Consider the following 18,255-nt stretch of genomic DNA (forward strand, 5'->3'; position numbering starts at 1 on the left):
TAGGAGCGAGCTTGCTCGCGATGGATGTAAGGGCACCGCGCTCATTCAGGCGACCCTTGTCATCGTTAACGACCATCGCGAGCAAGCTCGCTCCTACAGGGTGCGTGTCATTTCTGGAGCAACAACCCATGATCGGCATCAGCTTTACGCAAAAGACCCTGGCGGCGCGCAAGCGTATCGCCCTGGTTGCCCATGACCACTGCAAGGTGTTCTTGCTGGACTGGGCCGAACGGCAAAAAGACAAACTGGCCCAGCATGATCTGGTCGCCACCGGCACCACCGGGTTGTTGTTGCAACAACGCCTCGACCTGCCCGTGGAGAGCATGATCAGTGGTCCGCTGGGCGGCGACCAACAGCTTGGTGCGCAAATCGCCGAGCAACGGGTCGACATGCTGGTGTTCTTCTGGGACCCCTTCGAACCGCAACCACACGACCCGGACATCAAGGCGTTGCTGCGGGTCGCGGCGGTCTGGAACATCCCGGTGGCATGCAACGAGTGCAGCGCCGATTACCTCATCAGCAGCCCGTTGATGGACCAGGCGCACAGCCATCGGATTCCCGATTACGCGAGCTATTTGCAGGGACGCGCTTAAACCTTCACAAATCAATACTTGACCACTCGGGTGGATGATAAGCATTATCATTCGCTAGAAATGGATCAGGTCCTCCCGTGAGTCAGTCGCGCTTCAACCACGTTTTCCTCACCCAGCGCACCTCCCTGCTGCGTACGCTGGAGCGAATGGTCAACAATCACAGCACCGCTGAAGACCTCCTGCAGGAAACCTACCTGCGGGTGACCCGTGCGTTGAGCGAGCGGGCCATCGATCATCTCGAGCCCTTTGTTTTCCAGACGGCGCGCAACCTGGCGCTGGACCATCTGCGCGCGCGGCGCATCCATTCGCGCACCATGGTCGAGGACGTACCCCAGGAGGTGGTGCACAGCGTCGCCGCCCCCACCAGCAGCGCCGAAGACGCCGCTCATGCCGAACAATTGCTGGAGCGCCTGAACGTGAGCCTCAGTGAACTCAGCGACCGCCAACAGCGGATTTTCATCCTCAGCCGCCTGCACGGGCACAGCTACCAGGAAATCGCCGACGAGTTGAACGTGTCCCTCAGCACCGTGCAGAAAGAACTCAAATTGATCATGTCGATCTGCATCGGGGTTGCCGATCGCTTGAACGCCAATTGAGCGTCTGGATCTTGCGCTGACCCTGACCGACTGCGCTGGTCATCGGGCTTTGCTACCCTTGGCCCACTTTTTACGCTTCACTAAAAAAACAGCCGTGCACAGACACAGCCGAGGAAACACCGTGACGGACAACCACCGCTCCCCTGAGCCTTCTTCGGCGCAGGACTCCGCTAGCGCGATGGACCAGGCCCTGGACTGGCTGATCGTGCTCGGCAGTCCCGACGAGGAGCAGACCCGCCAGTTTCATGCCTGGCTCGATGCCGACCCGCTCAATGCCCAGGCCTTCGCCAAGGCCCAGGCGATCTGGGACGGCCCGCAAGTGGCGAAATGCGCGCAAAGCCTGGCTGCCCGTCCCGCGAAAGTCACCGTCCTCGCTCGCCTGCGTCCGCACTGGAAACCGCTGGCCACTGCCGCCGTGCTGCTGCTCGGCCTGTTCAATTTCAGCAATTTGCCGATGCGCCTGCAGGCCGATCACCTGACCGTGGTCGGCGAGCGCCAGCGCCTGCAACTGGACGACGGCTCCAGGGTCCTGCTCAACACCAATTCGGCGTTTTCCAGCACCATCAACGATCAACAACGTGTCGCCCGCCTGTATCAGGGTGAAGCGTTTTTCGAAGTCCAGGCCAGTCGCGGCCAACCTCTGGAAATCGATGCCGGCCCGGTCACGGCCAGCGTTCTCGATACCGCATTTGCCGTGCGTTACCTCGACGGCGTGGCACAGGTGCGGGTGCAGCGCGGGAATGTCGACTTGCGCGCCACCCGTGACGATGCCCGGGTTCGCCTGTCCGCCGGGGAAAGTATCCGCATCGGCCCCAACGGCTTCGACCGCCCGGCCAAGCTGGATGCCGCCACCGACCTGGCGTGGGTGCAGGGGCGCCTGGTGTTCGAAAACTGCCCGTTGAACCAGGTGCTGGCCGAACTGCGCCGCTACTACCCGGGCTGGATCATCAACAACAACGAACAACTGGCTGATGTCACCGTGACCGGTAACTATCGCCTCGATCAACCGCTGGACGTGGTCCGTTCCCTGGCCCACATCACCTCGGCCCGGCTGCAGGAATTCCCCGCGTTGGTCATACTGAACTGAATGAGAATTATTTTTACTCGATAGGCAAATCCCGTACGTCTCGTTATAGCCAATGCAATTGATTCGCATCTCATGATGCCAATCAGCACCTATAAAGATTCGTGCGACACGGAGCGCTATCGATGTCCTCTCGCCTTACCCGCCAAGCCCCTTCACCTTCCCGCGTGCTGTCGCTGCTGACCGCTGCCATCTTGATGGCCGGCACCGCACCGCTGATGGCCGCCACCACCGCCGAGCAGTCGACCCGCAAAATGGGCGACTACTCGTTCGCCATTCCCCAGCAGTCACTGGTGTCGGCACTCAATGCCTTTACCGCCGTGACGGGCTGGCAGGTCGGTGTGTCGTCGGAGCTGGCACAAGGTGTGGCCTCGCCGGGCGTACGCGGCTCCCTGTCGCCGGAGAAAGCCCTGGATCGCCTGTTGGTGGGGACCAACCTGAGCTATCGCAAACTGGGCAACAACAGCATCGTGCTGGAAAAGCGCAGCGCTGGCAGTGCCCTGAATCTGGATCAGGTGACCATCAGCGCCACCCGTAACGAACAGTCCGTGAGCAGCGTGCCGAGCACGGTCTCTGTCTACACGCGCGAAGATCTGGACCGCAACAACGTCAATACCATCAAGGAACTGGTGCGCTACGAACCCGGTGTATCGGTAGGTGGCGCAGGCCAGCGCGCCGGCATCACTGGCTACAACATTCGCGGCATCGATGGCGACCGCGTGCTGACCCAGGTCGATGGCGTGCAGGTCCCTGACGGTTTCTTCAACGGCCCGTATGCCCAGACCAACCGCAACTACGTCGACCCGGAAATCGTCAAGCGTGTGGAAATCCTCCGCGGCCCGGCCTCAGTGCTGTATGGCAGCAACGCCATTGGCGGCGCCGTCAGCTACTACACGCTGGACGCTGACGACATCATCAAACCGGGCAAGGATGTTGGTGCACGTCTGAAAACCGGCTACAGCTCCGCCGACGAAAGCTGGCTGACGTCCGGCACCGTCGCCGGTCGCACCGGCGAGTTCGATGGCCTGTTGCACTTCAGTCAGCGCAACGGTCATGAAACAGAGTCCTATGGCGAAACCGGTGGCACTGGCCTGAATCGTACCGAGGCCAACCCCCAGGACGCTCGCACCACTAGCGTGCTAGCCAAACTGGGCTGGGATTACGCCGACGACGCACGCCTGGGCCTGACCTACGAGCATTACAAGGACGACCGCGACACCAATCAATTGAGCGCCGTGGGCGGCCCGTTCAACGCCGGACGCGGTTTCGGCTTCTACAAAGCCCGCACCGGCAACGACACGATCACCCGCGAACGCTTTGGCCTGGAACACAGCTTCGGCCTGGACAGCGCACTGGCTGACAACATCAAGTGGTCGCTGAACTACCAGATCGCCAAGACCGACCAGAGCACCGAGGAAATCTACGCGCCGTCGCGGACCGTGCTGCGTAACCGCGATACCAACTACAAGGATCGCCAATGGGTATTCGATGCCCAGGCTGACAAGTCGTTTGCCATCGCCGACACCGAGCACCTCGTCACTTATGGCACCACCATCAAGCAGGACAAGATTACCGGCCTGCGTACCGGTACCGGCACGTGCCTGACCGTGGCCGGTGCCTGCCGGGTCATCGGCGCACCTAGCACCACCGACACGCTGACACCCGCCAGTGACTTCCCGGACCCAACCGTCAACACCTACAGCCTGTTCGCCCAGGATCAGATCAGTTGGGGCAACTGGACTTTCGTGCCCGGTGCTCGCTACGACTACACCCAGCTCAAGCCGCACATCACCGAAGAGTTCCTGGCCACCGCCGACCAGAGTCGCAACGGCACGGTAAGCGACGAAACCAAGACCTGGCATCGCCTGTCGCCGAATTTTGGCACTACCTACAGCTTCAACGACTATTACACCTGGTACGGCAAATACGCCGAAGGCTTCCGTACCCCGACTGCCAAGGCGTTGTATGGTCGTTTCGAAAACCTCGCCGGCGGCTATCAGGTCGCGCCTAACCCGGACCTCGAACCGGAAAAGAGCAAGAGCTACGAGACCGGTTTGCGCGGCAACTTCGAACAGGGCTCGTTTGACGTGGCGGTGTTCTACAACAAATACCGCGACTTCATCGACGAGAACGCCATCACTCCGGGCTACACCGAGACCACGTTCCAGAGCAACAACATCAAACACGCCACCATCAAGGGTGCCGAGGTCAAGGGTCGCCTGAACCTCGACGCCTTCGGCGCGCCGCAAGGCCTCTACACCCAGGGCTCGGTGGCCTATGCCTACGGTCGCAACGACGACTCGGGCGAACCGCTAAACAGCGTCAACCCGCTGACCGGCGTGTTCGGCCTCGGCTACGACCAGGACACCTACGGTGGCTTGCTCAGCTGGACCCTGGTGAAGAAGAAGGACCGCGTCGACAGCAGCAGCTTCAAGACCCCGGACGGCACCAGCACCCAGTTCAAGACTCCCGGCTTCGGCATTCTGGACCTGAGCGCGTTCTACAAGGTGACCGACGATGTGACCGTCAGTGGCGGCGTCTACAACCTCACCGACAAAAAGTACTGGCTGTGGGATGACGTGCGCGGCTACGACAGTGTCGGCGAAGCCTCGGTGACCCAACCGGCCAACCTCGACCGCCTGACCCAGCCGGGTCGCAACTTCGCGGTCAACCTGACCTGGGATATCTGATCCGGCCATCCCGCCGGGCGGTGAATTGAAACCGTCCGGCGAGGATTTTTTACTGTCAGGCGCCTGCTTGTTCGTCTCGTTACCAAGCGCCTCTTCTTCCCCCAAGGAATTGCCATGACTACCCAGGCCACCGAACAACGCCCCAACTTGCGTTCCCAGCGTTTGAACCAGATCACCAACGAACCGCACACCAAGCTCGATGCCCTGGTCAAAGCCCATGCCCCGTTTGAGACCCAGGCCAATTTCGCCCGTTTCGTGGTGGCGCAGTACCTGTTCCAGTCGGAGCTGGTGTCGCTGTACAACGATGCCGAACTGACCGCCATCGTCCCGGACCTGCCGGCCCGCTGCCGCGCCGATGCTGCCAAGGCGGACCTGGCGGACCTGGACACCGACGTGCCGGCACCTGTCGCTGGTGCCCTGAAGAACCCGACCAAGGCCCAAGCCCTGGGCTGGATTTTTGTTTCGGAAGGTTCGAAACTCGGCGCGGCGTTCCTGATCAAGCGCGCCGTGGGCCTTGGCCTGAGCGAAACCTTCGGCGCCCGCCACCTCGGCGAACCGGCCGGTGGCCGCGCGGAAGGCTGGAAGAGCTTCGTCAAAACCCTGGACGGCCTGGAGTTCAGCGCCCAGGAAGAAGCCGAAGTGGAAAAAGGCGCCATCGACGCGTTCAACCGTTTTACCGTGTTGCTGGAGCAGGCTTACGCTACCGAAGCCGCCTGATCCAACGCGCTCCCCTTGTGGGAGCGGGCTTGCTCGCGAAAGCGGCGTGTCAGTCGGCATTGATGTCCACTGACACACCCTCTTCGCGAGCAAACCCGCTCCCACAGGAGATGTTGTTAGCCTGTAGGATTTCGATTCGCCTCACGTGTTGCCTTGAGCCCATGCCCGCCTCTTCAAAACTCTCCCGCCTCCTCTTCGGCCTGCTCGCCTACGTCAGCCTGGGCATCGGCCTGATTGCGATCGTGATACCCGGCCTGCCAACCACCGAGTTCATCCTGCTCGCCGCCTGGGCCGCGACCCGCAGTTCGCCGCGCCTGAGCGCCTGGCTGGAAAACCACCGGCTGTTCGGCCCTATCCTCCATAACTGGCGCAACGGCAAGATCATCGCGCGCCGGGCCAAAGTCAGCGCCACTGTCAGCATGCTGTTATGCGCCGGCCTGATGCTGGTGATGCTCGATCATGGCTGGCCGATCTACCTGGCGATTGCCGGCATGGGGTTGGGCAACCTGTGGATCTGGTCGCGACCGGAATCACTGCCGGATACCACCTGAACAACTCCGCGATTTTTCTTCGTTTTAAAGCGCTTTTCGGCACATTTTACTGCGCAAACGTTCAACCAATACCGTTCGTCGGGTTGCCCCTCATGTAACCTCAGCGACACGCCGATGTGCATTGATCGGCGCTAAATGGATTTAGCGAGTGAGCCGCAGCGGCCCACAGCCAACACTTCATCCATTCGCGAGTTCGCCCTATGTTCGACTCACTGTCCATCCGCCTGAAAATCGTCCTGCTGTCCGGTCTGTGCCTGCTGGGCGTAGTCGCCTTGATAGTGGGCATGAACATCTACCAGACCAATCAGAACGATGATCTGGTCAACGATTCCAGCAGCAGAATGCTCACCGCCAGTGTGCAGGACCTGCTCCAGGCCAAGGCCGCCGAACAAGCGGTGCGGGTGCAGAAGACGTTCGGTGAAACCCTGACGGTGGTGACCGCCCTGGCCGACCAGATCAAGGACATGCGCACCATGGCCGCCAAGCGCTCGCTTGAGCCAGGCGCCCTGCGTGAGGAGTTGAACCAGAGCCTGAAAACCGCCTTCGAGCGCAATAGCAAAGTGCTGGGCATCTGGCTGGCGTTCGAACCCAACGGCCTGGACGGCAAGGACAGCGAATTTGCCAACGACGCCGCCCGCCAGTCTAACGAGATTGGCCGTTTCGCCACCTACTGGAGCCGCGCCGGGGGTGAGTCGCTGAACACGATCATGGTCGAAGAGGACATGACCAAGACCACCCTGAACCTCAGCGGCACGCCGTACAACGTCTGGTACACCTGCCCGCGGGACAGCAAGCGTATCTGCCTGCTCGACCCGTACGCCGATACCGTCGGCAACAAGGAAGTGCTGATGACCACCATTTCCGTACCGCTGCTGGTGGATGGCAAGTCGATCGGCGTGGTCGGTATCGACATCGCCCTCGACGCCCTGCAAGCGGCGGCCGTCGATTCCCAGCGCGAACTGTTCAATAGCGCCGGGCACATGCTGATCGTCTCCGGCACTGGCGTGATGGCGGCCTACAGCGTCGACGCAACGAAAGTCGGCAAGAGCATCGGCGACACCCTGGGTGCGGATGGCAAGGACATCCTGCAATTGCTCGGCAGCGGTGCACCGAAGATTCTCCAGCAAGGCGACCTGATCCGTGCGGTGTACCCGGTCAGCCCGATCGCCGATGCCAAGGCCTGGGCCGTGGTGATCGACCTGCCCAAGCAAGTGCTGCTGGCCGATTCGGTGAAGCTGCAAGCGGTGCTCGACGATGCCCAGCAAAGCGGCACGATCAAGGCCCTGTCAGTGGCGGTGATCGCCGGTGTGCTCGGACTGCTGCTGATGTGGCTCACCGCATCGGGCGTGACCCGGCCGATCAACAGCGTGGCCGAGATGCTCAAGGCGATTGCCAGTGGCGACGGCGACCTGACCCAGCGCCTGCACTACAGCAAGAAAGACGAACTGGGCGAACTGGTGAGCTGGTTCAACCGCTTCCTCGACAAGCTGCAACCGACCATCGCGCAGATCAAGCAAAGCATCACCGATGCCCGTGGCACGGCCGATCAGTCGTCGGAAATCGCCCGCCAGACCAGCGAAGGCATGCAGGTGCAGTTCCGTGAAATCGACCAGGTCGCCACCGCGTCCAACGAAATGAGCGCCACCGCCCACGATGTCGCCAACAGCGCCTCGAACGCGGCCAATGCCGCCAAGGGTGCCGACCAGTCGGCCCGCGATGGCATGCAGATCATCGAGCGCAGCACCCGCGACATCAATCAACTGGCCGACGAAGTCAGCAAGGCCGTGACCGAAGTCGAAGCCCTGGCGGTCAACAGCGAGCAGATCGGCTCGGTGCTGGAGGTGATCCGCAGCATCGCCGAACAAACCAACCTGCTGGCCCTCAACGCGGCGATCGAAGCGGCCCGCGCCGGTGAAAGCGGTCGTGGCTTTGCGGTGGTCGCCGACGAAGTGCGCAATCTGGCCAAGCGCACCCAGGACTCGGTGGAAGAAATTCGCCTGGTGATCGAACGCATCCAGTCCGGCACCCGCGGCGTGGTCGCCACCATGCATTCAAGCCAGACCCAGGCCCACAGCAACGCCGGGCAGATCCAGCAGGCGGTCCAGGCCTTGGGCAAGATCAGCGACGCGGTCACCGTGATCAGCGACATGAACCTGCAAATCGCCAGCGCCGCCGAACAGCAAAGCGCAGTGGCCGAAGAGGTCAACCGCAACGTCTCGGCGATCCGCACCGTCACCGAAACCCTGACCGGCCAGGCCACCGAATCGGCGCAGATCAGCAGCCAGCTCAACGCCCTGACCACCCACCAGATGAAGTTGATGGATCAGTTCCGCGTTTAAAATGTGAGCGGGCTTGCTCGCGAATGCGGTGTGCCTGACAACATCGTTGTTGAATGTGCCGGCCTCTTCGCGAGCAAGCCCGCTCCCACAAAGGGATTTCATCTGGCCCCGATTTTTTTGAACTATGATCGTGCTCTCGCTCCGGAGGGCCCTTCGATGACTGATCTGCTCACGTCCATTCAAGCCGCACTCGGTTTGCCTCACACCCCGATTCCATTCACCTCCAGCGGCGCCCTGCCCTCGGCGTTTGCCGTCACGGATCTGGCCTGCGCCAGCATCGCTGCCGCCGGCCAGGCCGCCAGCGAACTGCTGCACCAGCAAACCGGGCACCTGCCCGACCTTGAAGTTGACCGACGCCTCGCATCATTCTGGTTCGCGACCTCGATTCGCCCGATAGGCTGGAGCGTCCCGCCGCTGTGGGACCCGGTGGCCGGTGACTACGCCACCCGCGATGGCTGGATTCGCCTGCACACCAACGCGCCCCATCACCGCGCCGCGGCCGAAAGCGTGCTGGGCGCCTGTGCCGACCGCGCAGCGATGGCCGGCAAAGTGGCGCAATGGGCGAACAGCGAGCTGGAGCAAGCGGTGGTCGATGCCGGGGGTTGTGCCGCCGAGATGCGCACTTGGGATCAATGGCAGGTCCATCCTCAAGGCCAGGCAGTGAATGCCGAATCCTTGATTCAGTTCGCCAACCACCCAAGCCAAGGCCGCAAAGTGTGGACAGGTTCAGTGGCTCGACCACTGGCCGGCCTCAAGGTGCTGGATTTGACCCGCGTGCTCGCCGGCCCCATCGCCAGTCGCTTTCTGGCAGGCCTGGGTGCTGATGTCTTGCGCATCGATCCGCCGACCTGGAACGAGCCCGGGGTGGTGCCGGAAGTCACTTTGGGAAAACGTTGCGCGCGCCTTGATCTGTACGACAAGACCGACCGCGCCGTATTCGAATGTCTGCTCAGGGATGCCGACATTCTGCTGCATGGCTATCGTGCCGATGCCCTTGAGCGACTTGGCTTCGGCGTGAATGAGCGCCGGTCCATGAACCCGAGCCTGATTGATGTTTGCCTCAATGCCTACGGCTGGAGCGGCCCCTGGCAAAACCGCCGGGGCTTCGACAGCCTGGTGCAGATGAGTAGCGGTATTGCCGACGCCGGTATGCTCTGCAAAGGTGCCGACAAACCGACACCGCTGCCCGTGCAGGCCCTCGATCACGCCACCGGATATTTGATGGCGGCCAGTGCGATCCGGTTGCTGGCGCAAAGGTTGAGCGACGGTTCCGGGGGCTCGGCGCGATTGTCCTTGGCGCGCACGGCGAAGTTGTTGATCGAACATGGGTCTGGGATGAGTGAGGCCTTGTGTGCGGAAGATGAGCAGGATCAGGGGTTGATCGTGGAACAGACGCCGTGGGGGCCTGCGTATCGGTTGCATGCGCCTTTGAAGATAACCGGGACGCCGATGCAGTGGGCGCTACCGGCAACGGAATTGGGTTCCCATCGCGCGCAGTGGTGGTGACGGCCGGATCGCCTTCGCGAGCAAGCCCGCTCCCACAGTTGATCGCGGTCACCTGTGGGAGCGGGCTTGCTCGCGAAGACCCCAGGACAGGCAACACAAAACCCGGATCAGCTCAGTCCACCCGACTCAACGAAGTCCACAACAACTGCGCCGCATACCCCCGATAAGGCCGCCAGGTTTCGGCTCGCGCCAAAAGCTGCTTCGCTGTCACCGGCCCACCTTCCAGCGCCACCAACGCATTGATCAGCCCCACATCACCATTGGGAAACCCATCCATCTGCCGCAGCTGCCGCAGCGCAATGTACTGCGCCGTCCAGTCACCAATCCCATGCAAGGCCAGCAAGCGCGCTACGCCTCCGTCCCGATCGGGCTCGAACAATCGCGGATCATCAAGCAACGCCTGAGCCACACCCGACAACGTTCGGCCACGGCTTTTCGGCATCCCCAACGCGGCGAGATCCGCACCCGCCAGAACGCCGACCTCGGGAAACACATGGGTCACCCCCGGCAGCCCTGAATGGAAGGGCGTGCCGTACTGCGCGACCAGTTTGCCCGCCAACCGGATCGCCGCCACCACCGTAATCTGCTGCCCCAACACCGCGCGGATCGCCAGTTCCAGGCCATCCCACGCCCCCGGCACACGCAGCCCGGGGCGCTCGGCAATCAGCCGCGCCAACAGCGGATCAACCGCCAGGTGCCGATGCATCGTGGACAGCTCGGCGTCCAGATCAAACATCCGTCGCACGCTTGCGACGATTGCAGGTACGGCACCCGGGTCTGGAAAGTCCAGGCTCAACTCAAGGGCATCGGCGGTGGCAGGCTGGATCGAGAACGTACCGCAGGCGCCGTTCAAACCGATGCTGCGCGAATACACGCCGTCGACCACGGTTTCCAGCCCGGTAATCGCCCGCGCCGACAAAAAACCCAACATCGCCGGCCAATCATAGGGTGGTTGATACGCCAGCAACATCTTCACAGGCTCAACAAGCCGCTGTACAAGCCATAGGCCGCCAGCCCTGCGCCACCGATGACACAGGTGAAAATGCCCTTCTCGATAACCGTGAACAATGGCATGCCCTGCTCATGGCGAGCCTTGGCAAACAGGATCACGCCGGGCGCATACAGCAACGCCGACAGCAGCAGATATTTCAGGCCCCCGGCATACAACAACCACACTGCGTAGACCAGGGCGATGCCACCAATCAGCAGATCCTTGGTGCGCTCGACGGGCGCCTGTTGATAAGTGTCACCCCGCGCGCACAACAACACGGCATAGGCCGCCGACCACAGATACGGCACCAGAATCATCGAAGAGGCCAGATAAATCAGGCTGGTGTAGGTGCCGGCGGAAAACAGCGTGATCAGCAAGAACAACTGGATCATCGAGTTGGTCAGCCACATCGCATTGACCGGCACGTGGTTGGCGTTCTCCCTGGTCAAGAAGGCCGGCATGGTCTTGTCTTTCGCCGTGGCAAAGAGGATTTCGGCGCACAGCAGCGCCCAGGACAACAACGCACCCAACAGCGAGATCGCCAGGCCGACGCTGATCAGCAACGCACCCCAGGGACCGACGATGTGTTCCAGCACCGCCGCCAAAGAGGGGTTCTGCAATTTCGCCAGTTCCGGTTGAGACATGATCCCCAGCGACAGCACGTTCACCAGCACCAGCAGGGCCAATACCCCAACGAACCCGATCACCGTCGCCCGGCCCACGTCGGAGCGTTTCTCCGCCCGGGCCGAATAGACACTGGCGCCTTCGATGCCGATGAACACGAACACGGTGACCAGCATCATGTGCCGGACCTGATCCATCACGCTGCCGAATTCCGGGTTGTTGCGCCCCCAGATATCGAGGGTAAAGATGTCTGCCTTGAACGCCACGGCGGCAATCACGATGAACATGATCAGCGGCACGATCTTGGCGACCGTGGTCACCTGGTTGATGAACGCGGCCTCCTTGATCCCGCGCATCACCACAAAATGCACGGTCCACAGCAGCACCGAAGCGCAGGCGATGGCAATCGGCGTGTTGCCTTCGCCGAAGACCGGAAAGAAATAGCCGAGGGTACTGAACAGCAAAATGAAGTAGCCGACGTTGCCCAGCCAGGCACTGATCCAGTACCCCCAGGCGGATGAAAACCCCATGTAGTCGCCGAAACCGGCCTTGGCGTAGGCGTACACGCCGGAGTTCAGTTCCGGCTTGCGGTTGGCCAGGGTCTGGAACACGAACGCCAGGGTCAGCATGCCGACGGCGGTGATCGCCCAACCGATCAGAATCGCCCCGGCATCGGCCCTGGCCGCCATGTTTTGCGGCAGGGAAAAAATCCCGCCGCCGATCATCGAACCCACCACCAATGCGATCAATGCGCTCAGGCGAAGCTTGTTCGGCGATTGCGACATCATTGCAACTCCATTTTCCGGGGGCGGCACTGCCGCGAGATCGTCACATATCGGGCGTCAACTAAACTGTTGAAGAGTAATAACGTTTATTGAATAACGCCAACAAACGTCTTTTAACTTGCACAAAACGGCTATCGCAACGTCGATATAATCATTTGTTTTATACGTTCATTTAATAAGTCCATTTTGTCCAAAAAATGCATGAATAAAATTTGCAGATTCTGAAAAACCAACTAGCGTCATAATTCGAAACAAATACTGAAAAGTTCTTGAGCAACCAGAAAAGGCCTCTAGATCAGGCATTACAGGCAGCAGACTTATAAGTGATGGCACTCAGCCAAGATTCCGGGAACGCTCTCATTTAGTGATCTAAGTCAGCTGATCGGATAGCCAACAGAATAATCTGTTGCCTCTCTTCTCCTGCATTGGAGTCATGCAATGTCTGAAGCTCCCGGAAAACTAAAACTCGGCGCGCTGGTTGCGTTAGTCGTCGGTTCGATGATTGGTGGCGGGATCTTTTCCTTGCCACAAAACATGGCGGCCAGTGCTGATGTCGGCGCCATTATGATCGGTTGGGCGATCACCGCCGTCGGCATGCTCACCCTGGCATTCGTGTTCCAGACCCTGGCCAACCGCAAGCCCGACCTGGACGGCGGGGTCTACGCCTACGCCAAGGCCGGTTTCGGCGACTACATGGGTTTCTCGTCCGCCTGGGGGTACTGGATCAGTGCCTGGCTGGGCAACGTGGGGTACTTCGTACTGTTGTTCAGCACCCTCGGCTACTTCTTCCCGCTATTTGGGGAGGGGAATACAGTTGCTGCGGTGATCGGTGCCTCGGTGCTGCTCTGGGCCGTACATTTCCTCGTACTGCGAGGCATCAAAGAAGCAGCGTTCATCAACCTGGTAACCACGGTCGCCAAGATCGTGCCGTTGCTGCTGTTCATGCTGATCGCGTTGTTCGCCTTCAAACTGGACATCTTCACCGCTGACATCTGGGGCCTGAAGAATCCGGACCTGGGCAGCGTGATGGACCAGGTACGCAAAATGATGCTGGTCACCGTGTGGGTGTTCATTGGTATCGAAGGCGCGAGCATCTTTTCGGCCCGGGCGGAAAAACGCAGCGATGTGGGTAAAGCCACCGTGATCGGCTTTGTCACCGTGCTGCTGTTTTTAGTCCTGGTCAACGTCCTGTCGCTGGGGATCATGACCCAGCCGGAACTGGCCAAACTGCAGAACCCGTCAATGGCCGCCGTGCTGGAACACGTGGTCGGTCACTGGGGCGCGGTGCTGATCAGCGTCGGTTTGATCATCTCGTTGCTGGGGGCGTTGCTGTCGTGGGTGCTGCTGTGCGCGGAGATCATGTTCGCCGCCGCCAAGGACCACACCATGCCGGCGTTTTTGCGCAAGGAAAACGCCAACCATGTACCGGTCAATGCCCTGTGGCTGACCAACGCCATGGTCCAGGTTTTCCTGATCATCACGCTGTTCTCGGCCAGCACTTACCTGTCGCTGATCTACCTCGCCACCTCGATGATTCTGGTGCCGTACCTGTGGTCGGCGGCTTATGCGTTGCTGTTGGCGGTGCGTGGCGAAAGCTACGAAGGCGCGGCCGGCGAGCGGCGCAAGGATCTGATCATCGGCGCCGTGGCCCTGATCTATGCGATCTGGCTGCTGTACGCCGGCGGCACCAAGTACCTGCTGCTGTCCGCCCTGCTCTACGCCCCCGGCGTGATCCTGTTCGCCAAGGCCAAGCTGGAAATCAACAAACCGGTTTTCACCAACGTCGAGAAGCTGATTTTCGCTGCGGTGGTCGTCGGCGCCGTGGTGGCGGCCTACGGTCTCTATGACGGCTTCCTGACCCTGTAATAACCCTGTTTTCATCTGGAGGATCACTGTAATGACCAAGGAAAAAGTTAAGTACGGCGTCCATTCCGAAGCCGGCAAACTGCGCAAAGTCATGGTTTGCTCCCCAGGCCTGGCCCATCAGCGGCTGACCCCGAACAACTGCGATGAACTGCTGTTCGATGACGTGCTGTGGGTGGCCCAGGCCAAACGCGACCACTTCGACTTCGTCACCAAGATGCGCGAGCGCAACATCGATGTGCTGGAAATGCACAACTTGCTGACCGACATCGTTGCCATTCCCGAAGCCCTGGACTGGATTCTGGAACGCAAGATCACCGCCAACTCGGTGGGCCTGGGCCTGATCAACGAAACAGGCTCGTGGCTGCGTAGCCTGGAGCCGCGCAAGATCGCCGAGTTCCTGATCGGCGGTGTCTCGGGCGACGATCTGCCGACCAGTTTCGGTGGCAAGGCCATCGAGATGTTCCGCGACTTCCTCGGCAACTCCAGCTTCATCCTGCCGCCGCTGCCCAACACCCAGTTCACCCGCGATACCACCTGCTGGATCTACGGTGGCGTCACCCTCAACCCGATGTACTGGCCGGCACGCCGTCAGGAAACCCTGCTGACCACCGCCATCTACAAATTCCACCCCGAGTTCACCAACGCCGACTTCCAGATCTGGTACGGCGACCCGGACAAAGACCACGGCAACGCCACCCTTGAGGGCGGTGACGTGATGCCGATTGGCAACGGCGTGGTGTTGATCGGCATGGGCGAACGCTCGTCGCGCCAGGCCATTGCGCAACTGGCGGTGAACCTGTTCAAGAACAAAGCCGTGGAGAAAGTGATCGTCGCCGGCCTGCCGAAATCCCGCGCGGCGATGCACCTGGACACGGTGTTCAGCTTCTGCGATCGCGACCTCGTCACGATCTTCCCGGAAGTGGTGAACCAGATTGTCGCCTTCACCCTGCGTCCCGATGAAAGCAAAGAGGGCGGCATCGATATCCGTCGCGAAGAAACCAATTTCCTCGACACCGTCGCCCAGGCCCTGAACCTCAAGGCGTTGCGCGTGGTGGAAACCGGCGGCAACAGCTTCGCCGCCGAACGCGAGCAATGGGACGACGGCAACAACGTGGTCGCCGTGGAACCGGGCGTGGTGATCGGCTACGACCGCAATACCTACACCAACACCCTGCTGCGCAAGGCCGGCGTGGAAGTCATCACCATCAGCGCCGGCGAACTCGGCCGGGGACGGGGCGGCGGCCACTGCATGACCTGCCCGATCATCCGCGACCCGATTGACTACTAACCTGTTCACCTTAGGAGATCCAAAATGGCGTTCAATATCCATAACCGCAATCTGCTGAGCCTGGAACACCACACCCCTCGCGAATTGCGCTACCTGCTCGACCTGTCCCGCGACCTCAAGCGTGCCAAGTACACCGGCACCGAACAGCAGCATCTGAAGGGCAACAACATCGCGCTGATCTTCGAAAAAACCTCGACCCGCACCCGCTGCGCCTTCGAAGTAGCCGCCTATGACCAGGGCGCCAACGTCACCTACATCGACCCGAACTCCTCGCAGATCGGCCACAAGGAAAGCATGAAGGACACCGCCCGCGTGCTCGGGCGCATGTACGACGCCATCGAGTACCGTGGCTTCAAGCAGGAAATCGTCGAGGAACTGGCCAAGTTCGCCGGCGTACCGGTGTTCAACGGCCTGACCGACGAATACCACCCGACGCAAATGATCGCCGACGTGCTGACCATGCGCGAAAACGCCGACAAACCCATCCACGAAATCAGCTACGCCTACCTCGGCGATGCCCGTAACAACATGGGCAACTCGCTGCTGCTGATCGGCGCCAAACTCGGCATGGACGTGCGCATCTGCGCGCCAAAAGCCCTGTGGCCAGCGGACGATTTGGTGGATCGCTGCAAAAAATACGGCGAAGAAAGCGGCGCGCGCATCACCCTCACCGAAGACCCGAAAGCGGCGGTCAAGGGCGTGGACTTCATCCACACCGACGTCTGGGTGTCGATGGGCGAACCGGTCGAAGCCTGGGCCGAACGCATCCAGCAACTGCTGCCGTATCAGGTCAATGCCGAACTGATGAAAGCCACCGGCAACCCGCGCACCAAGTTCATGCACTGCCTGCCGGCGTTCCACAACAGCGACACCAAGATCGGCAAGCAGATTGCCGAGCAGTACCCGCACCTGAAGAACGGCATCGAAGTGACCGATGACGTGTTCGAGTCGCCGGCCTGTATCGCCTTCGAGCAAGCGGAAAACCGCATGCACACGATCAAGGCGATTCTGGTGTCGACGCTGGCGGATCTCTAACGGCTGACTCGCTCCCACTGACGCAACGCGGTCAATGTGGGAGCGGGCTTGCTCGCGAAAGCGGTGTGTCTGAAAACAATGATGTCGACTGACACGCCGTCTCGAGCAAGCCCGCTCCCACACTGGCCCGGTTCCAACCGGGAGATCGAGTTGTTTGTGACTTCTCTTTTAGAAGGACTGCACCATGCGCATCGTCGTAGCTCTTGGCGGTAACGCCCTGCTCCGCCGCGGCGAACCGATGACCGCTGACAACCAGCGCGCCAACATCCGGATCGCCACCGAACAGATCGCCAAGATCCATCCTGGCAACCAACTGGTCATCGCCCACGGCAATGGTCCTCAAGTCGGCCTGTTGTCATTGCAAGCGGCGGCCTACACCTCCGTCACCCCTTACCCGCTGGACGTGCTCGGCGCTGAAACCGAAGGCATGATCGGCTACATCATCGAACAGGAACTGGGCAACCTGCTGGACTTCGAAGTGCCCTTCGCGACCTTGCTGACCCAAGTCGAAGTCGATGCCAATGACCCGGCGTTCAAGAACCCGACCAAACCCATCGGCCCGGTCTACAGCAAGGCCGATGCGGAAAAGCTCGCCGCCGAAAAAGGCTGGGCAATCGCCCCGGACGGCGACAAATACCGCCGCGTGGTTGCCAGCCCGAAACCCAAGCGCATCTTCGAAATCCGTCCGATCAAATGGCTGCTGGAAAAAAGCAGCATCGTGATCTGCGCCGGTGGCGGCGGTATTCCGACCATGTATACCTCGCCCGGCAAACTCGAGGGCGTCGAAGCGGTCATCGACAAGGACCTGTGCTCGGCGCTGCTGGCCGAACAGCTTGAGGCCGATCTGCTGGTGATCGCCACCGACGTCAAAGCCGCCTTCATCGACTTTGGCAAACCCACGCAGAAAGCCATCGCCCAGGCCCACCCCGACGAAATGGAAAAGCTCGGCTTCGCCGCCGGCTCCATGGGACCGAAGGTGCAGGCAGCCTGCGAATTCGCACGCCATACTGGAAAAGTGGCGGTGATCGGTTCGCTCGCGGACATTGAAGCTATCGTTCAAGGTACGGCCGGCACTCGTATCAGCACCGCGACGCCTGGCATTACTTACTCATGAGGAGAGACGTCTATGGCAATGTTTGAGCCAGGCCACTTGCATATCGAACGTCATGCGCTGAACGCGGATGATGTCAGCTACAACGTGCACGTCGACTATGAAGTCAGCAAAAACGACAAGGGCGAAAAAGGCATCCAGTTCACCATGCACGGCAGCATTGAGGGCAAGGAACTGAAGGAGCCCTTCTTCCTGCCCAAGGAGGAGGCCTACAACTTCGCCAGCAACGTGACGAAAATCGCCGAGAAATACGGCATTCCCAAAGAGAAGATCGCCATTGGTTCGTCACACGCGCATTACGACCTGATGTTCGAAGACATCCGCCAGCAACTGAATATGAAATCCGGCGACCCGATAGATCTCGAGAAATTCGAATAACCCCTATCCCTTGTAGGAGCTGGCTTGCCAGCGATGAACGATAACGCGGTATTACTGACATACCGCACCGTCCGAATCGCCAACAAGCCGGCTCCTACAGG

15 protein-coding genes and 1 pseudogene are annotated in these 18,255 nt (G+C 60.7%); 14 read left to right on the forward strand and 2 right to left on the reverse strand.

What is annotated here, in order from left to right:
• The first annotated feature begins 128 nt into the window (after positions 1–128).
• From QMK54_RS24670 to QMK54_RS24705, 9 genes and pseudogenes are all read left to right on the forward strand, one after another.
• Positions 129–593 (forward strand): methylglyoxal synthase, encoded by a 465-nt coding sequence (locus QMK54_RS24670; RefSeq protein ID WP_223589293.1) that lies wholly within the window; start codon positions 129–131, stop codon positions 591–593.
• Between the two features lie 77 nt (positions 594–670).
• Positions 671–1,189 (forward strand): RNA polymerase sigma factor, encoded by a 519-nt coding sequence (locus QMK54_RS24675; protein ID WP_223589291.1) that lies wholly within the window; start codon positions 671–673, stop codon positions 1,187–1,189.
• A gap of 121 nt (positions 1,190–1,310) precedes the next feature.
• Positions 1,311–2,276: a FecR family protein gene (locus tag QMK54_RS24680; protein ID WP_320401492.1), complete on the forward strand. Its 966-nt coding sequence runs from the start codon at positions 1,311–1,313 to the stop codon at positions 2,274–2,276.
• A gap of 122 nt (positions 2,277–2,398) precedes the next feature.
• Positions 2,399–4,963, forward strand: coding sequence for a TonB-dependent receptor (locus tag QMK54_RS24685; protein WP_320401493.1), 2,565 nt, complete (start codon positions 2,399–2,401; stop codon positions 4,961–4,963).
• 114 nt (positions 4,964–5,077) lie between these two features.
• On the forward strand, positions 5,078–5,680 hold the full coding sequence (locus QMK54_RS24690; protein ID WP_110662007.1) for a biliverdin-producing heme oxygenase: 603 nt from the start codon (positions 5,078–5,080) through the stop codon (positions 5,678–5,680).
• A 161-nt stretch (positions 5,681–5,841) separates the two neighbouring features.
• Entirely contained in the window at positions 5,842–6,231 is a 390-nt protein-coding gene (locus QMK54_RS24695; protein ID WP_223589285.1) for a YbaN family protein, read from the forward strand.
• A 473-nt stretch (positions 6,232–6,704) separates the two neighbouring features.
• Positions 6,705–7,712 (forward strand): annotated as a pseudogene (locus QMK54_RS31300) (HAMP domain-containing protein); the annotation flags it as partial.
• Between the two features lie 102 nt (positions 7,713–7,814).
• Positions 7,815–8,570, forward strand: a complete 756-nt coding sequence (locus QMK54_RS31305) for a methyl-accepting chemotaxis protein (RefSeq protein ID WP_411740833.1) — start codon at positions 7,815–7,817, stop codon at positions 8,568–8,570.
• Between the two features lie 156 nt (positions 8,571–8,726).
• Positions 8,727–10,076, forward strand: coding sequence for a CoA transferase (locus QMK54_RS24705; protein WP_320401495.1), 1,350 nt, complete (start codon positions 8,727–8,729; stop codon positions 10,074–10,076).
• A 112-nt stretch (positions 10,077–10,188) separates the two neighbouring features.
• Here the strand turns inward: QMK54_RS24705 and QMK54_RS24710 are convergent, their stop codons facing one another.
• Both QMK54_RS24710 and arcD (QMK54_RS24715) read right to left on the reverse strand, forming a co-directional pair.
• Entirely contained in the window at positions 10,189–11,052 is an 864-nt protein-coding gene (locus QMK54_RS24710; RefSeq protein ID WP_320401496.1) for a DNA-3-methyladenine glycosylase, read from the reverse strand.
• Positions 11,049–12,476, reverse strand: coding sequence for an arginine-ornithine antiporter (gene arcD / locus QMK54_RS24715; RefSeq protein ID WP_320402946.1), 1,428 nt, complete (start codon positions 12,474–12,476; stop codon positions 11,049–11,051). The genes QMK54_RS24710 and arcD (QMK54_RS24715) overlap by 4 nt, the downstream gene beginning before the upstream one ends.
• A 438-nt stretch (positions 12,477–12,914) precedes the next feature.
• On the opposite strand from arcD (QMK54_RS24715), the gene arcD (QMK54_RS24720) reads away from it, so the two are divergent.
• The 5 genes from arcD (QMK54_RS24720) to QMK54_RS24740 all read left to right on the forward strand — a co-directional run bounded on the left by arcD (QMK54_RS24720) (position 12,915) and on the right by QMK54_RS24740 (position 18,154).
• Entirely contained in the window at positions 12,915–14,342 is a 1,428-nt protein-coding gene (gene arcD, locus QMK54_RS24720) for an arginine-ornithine antiporter (RefSeq protein ID WP_320401497.1), read from the forward strand.
• A 31-nt stretch (positions 14,343–14,373) separates the two neighbouring features.
• Positions 14,374–15,630 carry an arginine deiminase gene (gene arcA / locus QMK54_RS24725; protein WP_110662650.1) on the forward strand — a complete coding sequence of 419 codons (1,257 nt, stop codon included), beginning with the start codon at positions 14,374–14,376 and terminating at the stop codon, positions 15,628–15,630.
• 24 nt (positions 15,631–15,654) lie between these two features.
• A complete protein-coding gene (locus tag QMK54_RS24730) occupies positions 15,655–16,665 on the forward strand; it encodes an ornithine carbamoyltransferase (RefSeq protein WP_110662651.1) in 1,011 nt (336 codons plus the stop codon).
• Between the two features lie 184 nt (positions 16,666–16,849).
• Positions 16,850–17,779 carry a carbamate kinase gene (gene arcC / locus QMK54_RS24735; RefSeq protein ID WP_320401498.1) on the forward strand — a complete coding sequence of 310 codons (930 nt, stop codon included), beginning with the start codon at positions 16,850–16,852 and terminating at the stop codon, positions 17,777–17,779.
• Between the two features lie 12 nt (positions 17,780–17,791).
• Positions 17,792–18,154 (forward strand): DUF5064 family protein, encoded by a 363-nt coding sequence (locus QMK54_RS24740; protein ID WP_320401499.1) that lies wholly within the window; start codon positions 17,792–17,794, stop codon positions 18,152–18,154.
• The last annotated feature ends 101 nt before the right edge of the window (positions 18,155–18,255 follow it).

The sequence above is a fragment of the Pseudomonas sp. P5_109 genome (assembly GCF_034009455.1).
GTDB lineage: Bacteria > Pseudomonadota > Gammaproteobacteria > Pseudomonadales > Pseudomonadaceae > Aquipseudomonas.

Coding starts and splice junctions, on each gene's coding strand:
- QMK54_RS24690 (WP_110662007.1), top strand. CDS start 5,078: ATGACTACCCAGGCCACCGAACAACGCCCCAACTTGCGTTCCCAGCGT.
- QMK54_RS24740 (WP_320401499.1), top strand. CDS start 17,792: ATGGCAATGTTTGAGCCAGGCCACTTGCATATCGAACGTCATGCGCTG.
- QMK54_RS24705 (WP_320401495.1), top strand. CDS start 8,727: ATGACTGATCTGCTCACGTCCATTCAAGCCGCACTCGGTTTGCCTCAC.
- QMK54_RS24670 (WP_223589293.1), top strand. CDS start 129: ATGATCGGCATCAGCTTTACGCAAAAGACCCTGGCGGCGCGCAAGCGT.
- QMK54_RS24695 (WP_223589285.1), top strand. CDS start 5,842: ATGCCCGCCTCTTCAAAACTCTCCCGCCTCCTCTTCGGCCTGCTCGCC.
- arcA (WP_110662650.1), top strand. CDS start 14,374: ATGACCAAGGAAAAAGTTAAGTACGGCGTCCATTCCGAAGCCGGCAAA.
- QMK54_RS24685 (WP_320401493.1), top strand. CDS start 2,399: ATGTCCTCTCGCCTTACCCGCCAAGCCCCTTCACCTTCCCGCGTGCTG.
- QMK54_RS31305 (WP_411740833.1), top strand. CDS start 7,815: ATGCAGGTGCAGTTCCGTGAAATCGACCAGGTCGCCACCGCGTCCAAC.
- QMK54_RS24730 (WP_110662651.1), top strand. CDS start 15,655: ATGGCGTTCAATATCCATAACCGCAATCTGCTGAGCCTGGAACACCAC.
- arcD (WP_320401497.1), top strand. CDS start 12,915: ATGTCTGAAGCTCCCGGAAAACTAAAACTCGGCGCGCTGGTTGCGTTA.
- arcC (WP_320401498.1), top strand. CDS start 16,850: ATGCGCATCGTCGTAGCTCTTGGCGGTAACGCCCTGCTCCGCCGCGGC.
- arcD (WP_320402946.1), bottom strand. CDS start 12,476: ATGTCGCAATCGCCGAACAAGCTTCGCCTGAGCGCATTGATCGCATTG.